The sequence below is a fragment of the Bacillus cereus group sp. N12 genome, from assembly GCF_016483575.1.
GTDB classification, from domain to species: domain Bacteria; phylum Bacillota; class Bacilli; order Bacillales; family Bacillaceae_G; genus Bacillus_A; species Bacillus_A toyonensis.
In genome coordinates this window covers 1-13,788 of the sequence record NZ_JAEHBO010000107.1, presented here as the reverse complement: position 1 = coordinate 13,788, position 13,788 = coordinate 1, and the positions used below count along the sequence as shown (strand labels likewise).

The following is a 13,788-nucleotide window of genomic DNA, read 5'->3' as shown; positions in this document are numbered from 1 at the left end:
ATTACATACCATCTCATACGCCTAAGCAATGATTCATCCATTTCAATATCATAATACCCGAGCCACTCACTCCATTCATAACGCGGAATGTACCAGTATAATAACATACCTAGGTCTAGAGCTGGGTCAGCAATGACAGCTCCATCCCAATCAATTAAAAACAACTCATCTTCGTCCGACAATATCCAGTTGTTATGGTTTACATCACAATGGCATACAACGAATTCATTATATTCAATACTTTTTAATGAATCCGTTAAATATTGAAGGCCTTGCTGAATTGTTTCATCTACCCTTATATCTCCCCTTAAAACAAGTTGCAATTGTTGTAATAACTCTTGGGCGTGAAGCGGCTGCTTCCCAAGTCTTTGAATCATCTGCACAAGCGCTTTAGAGGAGTGTATTTTCTTCAAAAGTTTCGCAACACGTTCTAGTTTCATATCCTCTGGCTCTAGCTTCTGTCCCGGAAGCCATTTTTGAGCAGAAATCACATCACCGTTCGTTACCCTTCTTGTCCAAAGTAATTTTGGAACAATTCCTTCTGCTGACAATACCGCTAAAAAGGGCGATGTATTCCGCTTTAAAAATAACTTCTGTTGTCCGTTTTGCGCAATATATGCATCGCCCGTTACTCCACCAGCCGGTACAAGACTCCACTCTTTTCCTAATAATTGTTCCAACCATTCCATATTCATTACCCGTTAACAAATCCTTATCTTTTATAGTTATGAAAAGAAAAACCGCAACATTTCTACACATGTTGTGGATTCATATATATTTTACTGTAAATGAAAAGAAAACTTGGCATAAGCCAAAAACTCTCTATTTTATTTTACAAAACCACTCATAGAATGACAACTTATCAAAATCGTCACCTTTGTCAATTCTACATTTATTACATTCTCATCGTCAAGTAGCGATTTGTCACATTATCGTCAATATATACGTGCTAATGGGAGCCAATTGAAGTTCCTTTCCTCTAAATGAAGAAATTGGCTCTATTTTCGCTTGCTTTTCGTTTACTAACACATGCCACGTTCCTTCTTTTGGAAGCTGCACCGTTTTAGCTTCCAAACCGCTATTAAATAAAACGACAATTTCTTTCCACGGCCCAAACAATTCTACATGCTCTAGGTGGTATGCAAGTACTTCTGTAGATGTTTGCAAAAAAGTCATATGCTTTTTTATAAGATCTGCGTTTTGTAATCGGAATGCCCCGTGCTCTTTGCGAATCGCAATTAACCCTTTTATATAGTTAACTGTCTCCATCTCTTTCTCTTTTTGATCCCAGTCTAATCGATTTATTTCATCATTTGCATTATAACTATTTTCATTTCCATTCTTCGTACGATAAAACTCTTGTCCTGCGTGTAAGAAAGGAATTCCTTGCGAAAGAATAACTATTGCGCTTGCTAGAAGGTGCCGTTTTTTCAAAATTTCTTCCGGTTCTTCATTACTGTGCACTAGTTTATCCCACATCGTCATGTTGTCATGACATTCTACATAGTTAATACTTTGTACCGGTTCTAGAAATAATCCTGTTTCTTTCACACTTAAAAGACTACCTGATGCTATATACTGTAAATGCTGACAGTCTACATGCCCACCAAACGCAAAACCACGTTTAGTTACATTAAATGTGCTACCTTTTATTCCATCACGAAATTGATCATTAAACTGCGCGATATGTGGCATTTTTCTTGCATTATTTAACGTTGCTTTTTCCTCAAGAGGAAGCGGTGTTTGTAAATCCCATCCTTCTCCTAATAACAATGCGTCTCGCTTTATGTTTCGCACTTCTTTTTCTATTATGTTCATTGTATCAACATCTAAAATCCCCATTAAGTCGAATCGGAATCCATCAACATTGTATTCCGTCAGCCAATATAAAATAGACTCTATAATGAATTTCCTCATCATTTTCCGTTCAGACGCTATATCATTTCCAACTCCCGTCCCATTAGAAGGCATACCATCTTCGCCATGGCGAAAATAATAACCTGGAACAAGCTTTTCAAATGATGATAGTTCTCTTTCATAAACGTGATTATATACAACATCTATAACTACTCGGATACCGTTCTCATGAAATGTTTCAATCAATTGCTTACACTCTACTATCCTGTTATACGGATCAGCAAGGTTTGTAGCATAAAACCCCGTTGGCGTATTGTAATATAATGGATTATAACCCCAATTATATGCGCCGGAAGGATTTGCCTCATCTACACCACCGAAACAAGATAACGGTAATAATTCAACATGTGTAACACCTAAATCTTTTATATGAGACAATCCTGTTAACGTCCCATTCCGTCCCGTCGTCCTCTCTTCCATCAACCCTCTATATGTTCCTTTTTTATTCACTCCACTATTTGGGTGAATAGTCGCATCACGAATATGCAGTTCATACAATATAGCATCTGTCATTGACTGTAATGGTGGTAATTCCTCTCGTCTCGTTACATTCGTCTTTTCCAAATCGATAACAACACCGTATTTCCCATTTGCAGTCGTTGACTTTGTGTATGGATCCACCGCTTCATTCCATATTAAATTAATACAGACGAGGAAGGTATATCGAGCCCCATCATGATCCCCTTGTAATGCATGAACCCAAACACCATTTTCTTCTCTATGCATGTCATAATCGGTATATTCTTTATCACTTTTATAAAATCTTACTTTTGCAAGCCTCGCAGTTGGAGCCCACACTTTAAATGTTGTTGCTTCTTTTTTGTATACAGCACCTAAATCTGTGCCTTCGTAATAATACTTCTCATCGAAAATTGCCGTTCGAATAACAGCGCCTATTTGTAAATCCGTTTCTTCGTTCCGTTCATCTCGTACTGTATAATACTTCCCCACATCTAGTGACTCTTCTATAAAGCACTCATACTTTGTTGCATCTGGAAGCGCAATAGTATGAGCAATCGGTAAATCTTTCACATTATTTCCTTCTTGCAAACGAAATGTCCGACTTGTTCCATACGCATGTGGGAGCAAAATTGTAATTTTATTCATTTCATCTAAATAGGCATCAAATGGACGTTTTACTTTCAACATAAAAAAATCACCATCATTCTCAAAATTAAAATAAAGTGAATCTTTAATCAATTCAGGGTATCCCCTGCTAATTATTAGCCCCCACCAATCGGGCCTTTGTGTGAGTATACGAGCTGCAAATAATAAAGCTTTTCTTATTAGCAAGACTCTATACAGTAACTCCATTATTCTCTATAGTATATTCACCTGTATAAAAAACGTTTTCATACATTCTATTTTTGTAGTTTTATTTCAGCAATCGATTTATATTTCGGTGTTTCCTTCACGTGAGATTCGTATAAAGTAATTGTATCCGCTTGAAATGATATTTCAGGCACTTTTTTTATATTTTCCAAATGAAACTTTCTTTCTCCCATCCATTTACGAGCAACAGTAATATGTGGATGATACGGACGTGTTTCTAAAGAAAACCCATTCCCTTCACAAATCGCATGCACTTGCTTTTGTAACTGAAACAACTCATGATTCTCACTTACCTTCGCCCAAAAAATACGTGGCCTGTCTTCCATGCCAAATGTTGAAAATCCTTGTAATGTGAAAGGTAGTTCCTTTTTTTCTATAAGTGTTTGTAATCCATTCTTTATTCCTTCTAATTGTTCCTCTGTCGCACTTCCTAAAAAGGAAAGGGTAATATGATAGTCTTCCTTATGTACCCACGAGCGAAATGGTAATTCCTCCTCCATATCCTCTTTATAATTAGAGAGCACTTCTTTTATATAATTTGGTAAAGTAATTGCGACAAAATAATGCGGCTCCATTTATATCATCTCCTTCTTTTTATTGTTGCTTTTCTTTCTTATCTCATTCAGTTAAAAAGAAGCCGCCCTCTAAAGTAGAGAGCGGTCATTATTCATATATCCTTTATTTCGCTAATTCATGAATTGCTTGCGCGTAAATTGCTGTTGCTTTTAATAAGTCTTCAATTTCAATGTACTCATCTTTTTGATGCGCAAGTTCTTCTTTTCCAGGGAATAGCGGGCCAAATGCAACGCCAGCTTTCAATGAACGGGCGTAAGTACCACCGCCGATTGCTAATAGCTCTGCTTTTTCTCCTGTTTGTTCTTCATACACGCGCTGCAGCGTACGAATTAATACGTGGTCTTTATCGACGTGATGCGGACGAGAGTTAGAATAATCCGCTACTTCAAATCCATGAATACTAACGTATTCTTTTAACTTCGCAATCATTTCTTCAAAGTTAGTCGTAACTGGGTAACGTACGTTTAACCCTAAGTTGCCACCGTTTTCTTTCGTATAAGAAAGGCGACCGACATTCACTGTTAACGGACCGCTAACTTCGTCTTTATAAGCAATAGTAGCTTTTTCACCAAAAATATCACCAGTAAATGTTTCTGCTGCAAATGTCGCAAATGCATTTGCTTTTCCATCAAGTGAAACTGTAGTTAAGAAGTTTGCTAATAGTAAACCTGCATTTTCTCCTTTTTCTGGAGTAGATCCGTGTGCTGAAATTCCTTCTATTTGCAACGTCACTGTATTTCCTTCTATAGTTGAGTTCCCTATTTTTTTAGCCGTTTGTAAATACTCTTCATATGCTACTGTAAGTGCATTTACATCTTCTCCTGTAATAACCGCTTTTGCAAAATCAGGAACCATGTTTAAACGGCGGCCTGACTCAAATGAAACGAGTTCATATACACCTTTTTTCTCTTCACTACCATTTTGCACAACTTGTATATCAGAAATTCCTTTTTCTGCATTAATAATTGGAAAGTCCGCGTCTGGCGCAAAACCGATTGTTGGCATTTCTTCGTTTTTAAAGTAGTGATCTACACATTTCCAGTTACTTTCTTCATCTGTTCCTAAAATCATACGAACGCGTTTTGAAAGAGGCAACCCTAATTCTTTCACAATTTTCATCGCATAATAAGCTGCCATCGTTGGGCCTTTATCATCAATTGCACCACGTGCAAAAATCTTTCCTTCGCGAATATCTGCACTATATGCAGGAGTCGTCCAGCCATCTCCTTCTGGTACAACATCAACATGACAAAGAATACCTACTAGTTCTTCTCCTTGTCCCATTTCAAGATGACCTGCATAACCTTCTAAATTTTTAGAAGAAAAACCTTCTAATTCTCCTTTATGTAACATGAAAGATAAAGCTTTTTCTACACCTTCACCGAACGGTGCGCCCTCTTTCGCCGACTCTTCTTCCCACACACTTTTAATTTGCAAAAATTGTTGTGTATCACGAATTAAATCATCTTTTCGTTTTGCAACTTCTTCTGTCCAATTAATCGCTGACATCACGCATCCATCCTTCGCTATATTATCTCTTTCATCATAGCAAACCGAAATCCCTTATGCCATACACGAAAGTCAAATACCGAACAATTGTAATATTTCAGATATTTCCCATTAGTTTTTCTTTTATTTTTTCAAAAATTTTTGCAGGAATTTGGCGTTTTACGTAGAATTTTATGTGTTAGTTGACTGATCATATATACAATGTCAACTACCAATATTTTTCTATATGAAATTTTGTTAAACTTTTGTAAAATTTAAGTAGATTAAAGCATGAATTTTATCATGTAGAGTACAATGGTAGTAACGACCTTCTTTCCTGAATGGGGTCAAAAAAACTAGTAGAGGAGTGGTTTTCTCTTGAAACCTACAACTACTCGTATGCTAACACGCATTAAATCAATTTATATGTACATCAATGAAAACGGAACGGTAACGACGAAAGACCTTGTAGATGAGTTCGGGATCACACCGCGAACGATACAACGTGATCTAAATGTGTTGCAGTTTAATGAACTCGTGTATAGCCCTTGCCGCGGTAAGTGGACAACAACAGGAAAGAAAGTGAGAATGACCTCATAACGAAAAAATAATTGTATGTAAATAAATACATACCCCTTTCTAACTCATTAGAAAGGGGTCTTTTCTGCGCCTAAAAACAGGACTACTTCTCAGTATCTACTTGATATGTTTTTAACATTTCTACTTCTTCATCTGTTAGCTCTCGGTATTCTCCAAGTTCTAGTTCTTCATCTAATACTAACGGACCCATCTCTGTTCTCTTTAGGTAAACAACCTTTTTCCCTACTGCTTCAAACATGCGCTTCACTTGATGGAATTTTCCTTCTGTAATCACAAGCTCAATTTCAGAAACATCATCGCTTTTTAATATTGTAAGTGCACCTGGTTTCGTTTCATAACCATCGTCTAAAATAACACCTTTAGCAAACTCTTTTACATCCTCTTCCGTTACAACTCCTGCAACGTGTGCATAGTATTTTTTCGGCACATGCTTTTTCGGAGATAATAATTGATGTGATAACTTCCCGTCATTTGTTATCAATAAGAAACCTTCCGTATCGATATCAAGTCGTCCAACTGGGAACGGATCAAAGATTGCATCTTCTAGTTCTAATAAATCTATTACTGTTTCGTGATTATCATCTTCTGTAGCTGAAATTACACCTTGTGGTTTATGCAGCATTAAATAAACAAACTCTTTATATTCTACAACTTCACCGTGAATCATAACTTCTTGCTCTTCTACATTTACATGAACCTTTGCATCTTTCACCGGCGTTCCATCAATCTTCACAACGCCGTCTTTCAATAATTTCTTTACTTCTTTTCTACTTCCGTATCCCATATTCGCTAATAATTTATCTAATCTCACGTTTTTCACCTTCTTTATTTATCATAGAAAAGGGGACGTATTTACGCCCCTTTTGATTTCAACTTTATTTTGAATCTACTGCCAAGTTTACGCTGGATTTTCTCTAACGCTTCTCCGCCAAATACTCTTTCAAGTACTCCTGTGCGAATTGCTAACAGACCGTAAACAAGACCACCAACACCTGCACAAATCGCAACTGTAATTAAAGCACCAATACGGCCATCTGGCGAAATCATGAAGGATAGAATCCACTGTGATAGTTTTACCGCCACGACCATTACAAGTGTTAATACTGCAATTTGGAATGTTCTCTTATATACAACACCAAATGAATAGTGTGCATGTTTTTGGATTTGTCTATTCGTATACCATACGGACGCTAAGAAACCGACTGCAGTAGCTAAAATCGCTCCTACTGTACCGAAATATCGAATAAAGATTACGTTACATACAAATTTCAAAATAACACCCATAACAAGTGCGACAATCGCATGTTTTTGTTGATTAATCCCTTGCAGAATCGCGGCTGTCACCGTAAATAAAGCAAATAACAATGCAACTGGTGCATACCACATTAACACTTGTCCACCTAATGGATCTGAATCGTAAAACGCAGTGTAAATTGGATAAGCCAGTGTTGAAATACCGACAACTGCTGGCAATGTTAAAAACATATTCGCCTGGAATGTTTGTGTAATTTGTAATTTTAAATAGCGATATTGTTTTTCCGTAAATGATTTTGTAATCGCTGGTACAAGCGTTAAACTAAACGCTGTTGCAAGCGATACTGGAATCATAATTAATTTATGCGTCCACATTGTGAAAATACCGAGCGCTCGCTCTGCGATATCACCTTGACCAATTGCCTGCATAATAGAGTTAAATGTCAATGTATCAATTTGTTGATATAAAGGAATTGTTAACCCAATTACAACGTAAGGAATTGCATACGCAAATAACTCTTTAAACAATTGAACGGTACTTACTGTCGATTCTGGTACAGTTTGTTCAATTAAATATTGATCCAAATATTTTTTACGTTTTAACCAGTACCAAATTAATACGCCGAGTGCTCCAACTGCTGAAACGAATGCAGCGAATGTCGCAACTCCGACTGCTGTTGCTACTGTACCGCCAAGTATTTTAATAACGATGAAACTACCCGCTAGTAAAAAGACGATACGAATAATTTGTTCAATAATTTGTGACACCGTAGTCGGTCCCATCGATTGGTGACCTTGGAAATAACCACGAATCAAACTTGCTGCCGGTACAACAATAAGTGCGAAACTTACGAGGCGAATAATCGTCGTAACTTCTTCTACCTTATTTTGTAAACTTTGTTTACCAAGCATTGCTTCTGCAAATAATGGTGCGGTCATGTACAGTACTAAGAAAGAAAGAACTCCTGTTACTATCATCATAACCATTCCCGAGCGGAACATTCTTCGGCTCGTTTTATAATCTCCAAGTGCATTATATTTGGAAACAAACTTTGAAACAGCAAGCGGCACCCCTGCCGTTGCAATACTTAAAAATATCGTATATGGAATATATCCATATGTATAGAGCGTTCCGCCTTCTGTGCCTACTAATGCATGAAACGGAAAGACGTAAATCATGCCTAAGAACTTTACTAAAAATGTCCCTAACGTCACAATAAGCGTTCCGCGCAGAAATTTTGAATCGGACATACGAAAATCCTCCTACTTCCTATATAACGCTGAACTCTAACTTTTGTATTGTACCACAATTCTCCCCTCAAGCAGTACTTCACTCTATTTTTCTTTTAAGGGAAAACATGCTATTCTTTTAGGCAGGAAATGTAGAAAATGAGGTCGATATATTATGCATTATGATGTTATTGTAATCGGTGGCGGGCCTTCTGGGCTAATGGCTGCAATCGGTGCTGCAGAAGAAGGCGCAAATGTCTTACTTCTTGATAAAGGAAATAAACTAGGGCGCAAACTTGCGATTTCTGGTGGTGGTCGTTGTAACGTAACAAACCGTCTACCACTTGATGAAATCGTTAAACATATACCAGGAAATGGCCGCTTCTTATACAGCGCTTTTTCTATTTTTAATAATGAAGATATTATTACATTCTTCGAAAATCTCGGGGTAAAATTGAAAGAAGAAGATCATGGCCGTATGTTCCCTGTATCAAACAAAGCGCAATCTGTTGTAGATGCACTTTTAACACGATTAAAAGACTTAGGTGTGAAAATCCGTACGAATACACCTGTTGAAACGATTGAATATGAAAATGGTCAAACGAAAGCAGTTGTATTACAAACAGGCGAAGTGTTAGAAACGAATCACGTCGTTATCGCTGTTGGCGGAAAATCTGTTCCTCAAACTGGTTCTACTGGAGACGGATACGCTTGGGCTGAAAAAGGTGGTCATACAATTACAGAATTATTCCCAACAGAAGTACCAATCCTTTCAAATGAACCATTTATTCGAGACCGTTCACTGCAAGGTCTTGCTTTACGTGATATAAACTTAAGCGTATTAAACCCGAAAGGAAAAGCTATCATTTCTCACAAAATGGACATGCTCTTCACTCATTTCGGCCTATCTGGTCCTGCTGCTCTTCGCTGTAGTCAATTCGTCGTGAAAGCACTGAAAAAGTTTAAAACGAATACAATACAAATGAGTATTGATGCATTACCAGAAGAAAATAGTGAACAACTATTCCAGCGCATGCTGAAACAAATGAAAGAAGATCCGAAAAAAGGAATTAAAAACGTGTTAAAAGGATACGTTCCCGAGCGTTACTTCCTATTCTTATTAGAAAAAAATGAAATTGACGGTAGCGAACAAGCTGGACAAGTTTCTCATGAAAAGATTCGTGCACTTGTGAAAGACTTTAAAGAATTTACTGTGAATGTAAATGGTACGCAGTCAATTGAAAAAGCATTCGTTACTGGCGGAGGCGTATCTGTTAAAGAAATTAATCCGAAAGAAATGTCTTCTAAATTCACGAATGGCTTATATTTCTGCGGAGAAGTTCTTGATATTCACGGTTATACGGGCGGTTATAACATTACATCCGCTCTCGTTACTGGTAGAATTGCTGGAACTACAGCTGGAGAAAATGCGAAAATGCAATATTAAAAAAGAAACAGGATTCCTGTTTCTTTTTTAATAGGTACATGAAATTATATCGGCGATTCTGCAAATATATCAGCGATTCCACGACTTATATCAGCGATGTTTCAAAAATACCAGCGATTCTGCAACTTATATCGGCGATTTCTCAAATATATCGACTTACCGACAATAAGCGACAAATATACATTCCTCCTAACTTCCCATTACTTATTTGTTGCTTTATATACCTTAGTACCTTTATATTTTATATTGTTGAATATTTAAAAAAGGGTAAGGGGAAAACATATGAGAAAAAAAGTCATGGTGTCTTTAATGCTAATGACGTTTCTTTCTGCCGTAGAAGGAACGATTGTTAGTACAGCAATCCCTCGTATAACGAGTGATTTGTCAGGCGTCGAACTTGTTAGCTGGGTTTACGCAATTTATATGCTTGCCACAGCGGTTTCGACTCCAATATACGGAAAATTGGCTGATTTATTCGGTCGTAAAAAAGTTCTACTTATCGGAGCTACAATCTTTTTAATCGGCTCTGCACTTTGCGGTGTCGTTACATCGATGGAACAATTAATCTTCTTCCGTGCTCTTCAAGGTATAGGTGCTGGCGCTGTTATGCCAATCACAATGACGATTATTGGAGACTTATATAGCGAAGCGAAAGACCGCGCGAAAGCACAGGGCTGGATGAGTGCCGTTTGGGGTGTATCTGGTGTTGTCGGGCCGTTAGTAGGTGGTTTTTTAGTTGATTCTCTTTCTTGGCGCTATATTTTCTTCTTAAACGTTCCTTTCGGAATTATCGCTTGCTTAATGTTTGCCACTTCTTATAAGGAATCTGTTAAGTCTGCCGCCAAGCAGCATATCGACTATCTTGGTGCGACAGTCTTCTCATTAAGTACAATTGCTTTACTATACGCATTATTAACAGGTAGCAGTAAGCAAAACTGGGGAGACATTACAATCATCGGTCTATTAATCTTTGCGGCTGTGTCATTCATTATTTTCTTATACATCGAGAAAAAATCTCCGGAACCATTAATTCCGCTAGCACTTTTCTCTAACCGTACATTATCTACGATAAACATATTAACTCTTATTGCCGGTGCGATGATTATTAGTATTACAATGTACCTTCCAATTTGGAGCCAAGGTGTATTAGGGAAAAATGCGACAGAAGCTGGACTCATTTTAATGCCAATTCCTGTTATGTGGACGTTCGGTGCTATGTTCTCCGGTAACTTAGTTGGCAAATTACAAACGAAACAAATTATTTTACTTGGAGCTAGCATTTTATCAGTTGCTACCTTCTTATTATTTACATTGTCAACAAATTCACCATCGTTCCTTATTTATGTTGCAGTCGGATTATTCGGCTTAGGCATGGGGCTTGTGACACCTATTTACATGGTAACAATTCAAGCAGCCGTACCAGCTCATACACGCGGAACAGCCGTTGGTTTAAACACATTTATTAATACATTTAGTCAAACGTTAGGTGCTGCAATATTCGGTACAATCTTCAATACGATGATTCACGCACGTGGTATTAAAAACCTTGATCTTGTATCTGGCGGACACGGCGGAACTACAGCAAACGTAGCAACTGAATCACAATCTGCATTAGCAGCAAGTGTACACGTTATTTATATGAGTACTTTCGTATTAGCAGGATTTACATTAATTATTGCTTGGCTCTTATTAAAACCAGCTACACAAACAAGTGAGCAATAATAAAGAGGATGACCCAAATGGTCATCCTCTTTTATTCTTCATTCTCCACAATATGTTTAAGCACGGACAATTTATTATCCCAAAATCGTTCATAATATGAGAGCCACTGCTTTAATTCTTCTAACGGCTCCGGCTGCAAACAATATATCTTCTCTCTTCCACTCTTTCTTCCACTTACTAAATTCGCTTCTGAAAGAATATGAAGATGCTTCACAACAGCCGTACGACTCATCGGAAAATGATCCGTTATTTTTGAAATTGGTAACTCTTTATCACTTAATAACCGTAACACTTCTCGGCGGGTCGGATCAGCAATTGCTTGAAATACATCATATTTCGCTGCTGACGAAGACATTTATCCTTCAACAACCTTTTTCAGTTTTTCATTTACAATCGCTACCCAGCCACCATTCATTCTATCGCGAATAATAGAGCTCTTCGCATTCGCTTTCGGCAGAATTTCATCAGGATGTTTCCAACCGCCGTGAATTAATGTAAATTCTGTTTTATTCTCTCCTAAGTCTCTCAAATGGAATGAAACAACCCAGCCATCTGTGTCCCATGAGAAAGCTAAATGGTTTGGTTCATCAATTTCTAACACTTTACATGGTGACGGTCCAAATGGTGATTGAACATGAAACTCATGTCCTACCTCTAATTCAAAATCATTCGGCATAAACCATGATGCAATTCCTTCTGCAGTTGACACTACATTCCATACTTTTTGAATAGACGCGTTAAAAACGATTGTTTGTTTAATATCGTTTAATGTATTTTGTTGAGTCATTTTTTTAGCTCCTTTATCCGGCATTAAAACATAACACCTTTTAGTTGTATTTGAATGATATAACACCTTTTAGTTTCATGTCAACACTAATTCTTTTTACCGTTGAGAAATTCTCAACATTTTTTCAACAGGACAAACACCCTCTCAGCATTCCCTCATAATATACTCACAAAGGCAATAAAAAATAAAAACTTCTCTCAACATGAAACTCCATCATTCATATTGAAAGAAGTGCCTTACTTATATCATGCGTACATCGTCTCTCCTCCTTCCCTCAAGAGGCAATACGCAAGATATAAAAAATCAGAAGGAATATGCCCACCATTTGAGTAGGTAGTTATTTCTCTTCTCCTCAACATTTCCTTAGGAGCGAAATGACTACCGACTCACTTTTTTAAACAAAAATAAAAAGGGGATGAAAGCTATGTTCTATTGCATTAACTGTTCTGACATTCACCATGAAAAACATCCGAATGATAAAGTATTCAAAAACGGTTTTTATATTGATCCATTTTTAGGTGATCGTTATCACCTTGGTATGTGTAAAGATGCCCAAGATCATGAAACAGAGGCAAACCTTTTAACGACAAAGAAATTAGGCGCACCCCAATCTATTATGAACGTATTACCAACCCATGTTGTCCCAACATAAAGCATAAAAAAGAGCTGGCTCACCCAGCTCTTTTTTATGCTTTATAAACAATCATTGCTGAAAAACAATAAATTTGGTTTTCATCATCGTTAATAGAAACACCAACTTGGTACTTAATATCTACAAAGTGACTATCATCAATCTTTTTCAAAAACACATTTACAGCGTCTTCTAAGTCTTTTTCGTGACTTTCATCAAACACTTTCACACGAATCATGTTAACACCATCCTAGATCGCAGCCCTCCGCCGCTTGATTATTGCCACGGTGCGTATCTATGATGCGATAAAACTTTCCATTTTCATATATATATCCGTCTTCTAACACATATTGTTTATCTTCAGTATAGACATAAAACTTACCTATCATAAATTTACTCGTATATAATTCCAAATAATTTGATCTAAATTTAGCTACAACTTTATTTGTAATATCAATTTTTATTGTGTGCCCCACCTTCTCTCCCTCCTTTGCAAAGAACGGATTTAGGTATATTGTATTAGCGATTTTACATTTTATGCTTAAAAATAAGTGGATATGCCCCTTCTTCACCCTGTACTATTTTTCTAAAAAAGTTATCTATATTTATTTCACATAAAACCATAAAAAAATACATAAAAAAAGACCTTTTACATATTGACTCAAATGTATTCAATATGGTATTATATAAAATTTGACATTTTTACGAACTTATGTTATCATTAAAAGTGGTTACCACATATGGAGGTGGATGATTTGTTTCAAATTGGTGATAAAATCGTTTATCCAATGCACGGTGCAGGAA

General features: G+C 37.0%; 15 protein-coding genes. 5 read left to right on the top strand and 10 right to left on the bottom strand.

Translation table 11 applies throughout. The features are described 5' to 3' along the window. The 4 genes from JDS92_RS27385 to pepV all read right to left on the bottom strand — a co-directional run. Window positions 1–695, bottom strand: a 695-nt coding sequence (locus JDS92_RS27385) for a phosphotransferase family protein (RefSeq protein ID WP_199632841.1), incomplete at its 3' end; no start/stop codon positions are given. Window positions 696–924: 229 nt separating this feature from the next. Then, a complete protein-coding gene (gene pulA, locus JDS92_RS27380; RefSeq protein WP_087970538.1) occupies window positions 925–3,066 on the bottom strand; it encodes a type I pullulanase in 2,142 nt (713 codons plus the stop codon). 212 nt (window positions 3,067–3,278) lie between these two features. Continuing rightward, a complete protein-coding gene (thpR, locus tag JDS92_RS27375) occupies window positions 3,279–3,824 on the bottom strand; it encodes an RNA 2',3'-cyclic phosphodiesterase (protein ID WP_000433245.1) in 546 nt (181 codons plus the stop codon). 103 nt (window positions 3,825–3,927) lie between these two features. After that, window positions 3,928–5,334, bottom strand: a complete 1,407-nt coding sequence (pepV, locus tag JDS92_RS27370; RefSeq protein ID WP_098820850.1) for a dipeptidase PepV — start codon at window positions 5,332–5,334, stop codon at window positions 3,928–3,930. Window positions 5,335–5,691: 357 nt separating this feature from the next. Here pepV and JDS92_RS27365 point away from each other — a divergent pair, with 357 nt between their 5' ends. After that, entirely contained in the window at window positions 5,692–5,913 is a 222-nt protein-coding gene (locus tag JDS92_RS27365; protein WP_000805512.1) for a DeoR family transcriptional regulator, read from the top strand. Window positions 5,914–5,995: 82 nt separating this feature from the next. On the opposite strand, the gene JDS92_RS27360 is transcribed toward JDS92_RS27365, so the two are convergent. Further along, on the bottom strand, window positions 5,996–6,724 hold the full coding sequence (locus tag JDS92_RS27360) for a pseudouridine synthase (protein ID WP_001234943.1): 729 nt from the start codon (window positions 6,722–6,724) through the stop codon (window positions 5,996–5,998). 41 nt (window positions 6,725–6,765) lie between these two features. Then, on the bottom strand, window positions 6,766–8,418 hold the full coding sequence (locus tag JDS92_RS27355; protein ID WP_001284037.1) for a putative polysaccharide biosynthesis protein: 1,653 nt from the start codon (window positions 8,416–8,418) through the stop codon (window positions 6,766–6,768). Between the two features lie 154 nt (window positions 8,419–8,572). On the opposite strand from JDS92_RS27355, the gene JDS92_RS27350 reads away from it, so the two are divergent. Both JDS92_RS27350 and JDS92_RS27345 read left to right on the top strand, forming a co-directional pair. Beyond that, window positions 8,573–9,844, top strand: a complete 1,272-nt coding sequence (locus tag JDS92_RS27350; RefSeq protein WP_000558865.1) for a BaiN/RdsA family NAD(P)/FAD-dependent oxidoreductase — start codon at window positions 8,573–8,575, stop codon at window positions 9,842–9,844. Between the two features lie 282 nt (window positions 9,845–10,126). Continuing rightward, a complete protein-coding gene (locus tag JDS92_RS27345; RefSeq protein ID WP_097959491.1) occupies window positions 10,127–11,566 on the top strand; it encodes an MDR family MFS transporter in 1,440 nt (479 codons plus the stop codon). Window positions 11,567–11,597: 31 nt separating this feature from the next. Here the strand turns inward: JDS92_RS27345 and JDS92_RS27340 are convergent, their stop codons facing one another. Together JDS92_RS27340 and JDS92_RS27335 are read right to left on the bottom strand one after the other, a co-directional pair. Continuing rightward, window positions 11,598–11,921: an ArsR/SmtB family transcription factor gene (locus tag JDS92_RS27340; protein ID WP_000098843.1), complete on the bottom strand. Its 324-nt coding sequence runs from the start codon at window positions 11,919–11,921 to the stop codon at window positions 11,598–11,600. Next, the gene (locus JDS92_RS27335) at window positions 11,922–12,353 is read right to left on the bottom strand and encodes an SRPBCC family protein (RefSeq protein ID WP_199632840.1); all 432 of its coding nucleotides are present in this window, start codon (window positions 12,351–12,353) and stop codon (window positions 11,922–11,924) included. 424 nt (window positions 12,354–12,777) lie between these two features. Between JDS92_RS27335 and JDS92_RS27330 the strand changes: the two genes are divergently transcribed. After that, window positions 12,778–13,005, top strand: coding sequence for a DUF3973 domain-containing protein (locus tag JDS92_RS27330; RefSeq protein WP_000498976.1), 228 nt, complete (start codon window positions 12,778–12,780; stop codon window positions 13,003–13,005). A 34-nt stretch (window positions 13,006–13,039) separates the two neighbouring features. Here the strand turns inward: JDS92_RS27330 and JDS92_RS27325 are convergent, their stop codons facing one another. Both JDS92_RS27325 and JDS92_RS31125 read right to left on the bottom strand, forming a co-directional pair. Then, window positions 13,040–13,222: a sporulation protein Cse60 gene (locus JDS92_RS27325; RefSeq protein ID WP_000621749.1), complete on the bottom strand. Its 183-nt coding sequence runs from the start codon at window positions 13,220–13,222 to the stop codon at window positions 13,040–13,042. 1 nt (window position 13,223) lies between these two features. Further along, window positions 13,224–13,460, bottom strand: a complete 237-nt coding sequence (locus tag JDS92_RS31125) for a DUF2553 family protein (RefSeq protein ID WP_000510185.1) — start codon at window positions 13,458–13,460, stop codon at window positions 13,224–13,226. 264 nt (window positions 13,461–13,724) lie between these two features. Here JDS92_RS31125 and JDS92_RS27315 point away from each other — a divergent pair. After that, window positions 13,725–13,788 (top strand): CarD family transcriptional regulator (locus JDS92_RS27315; RefSeq protein WP_374191349.1); only part of this gene is annotated, 64 nt, incomplete at its 3' end.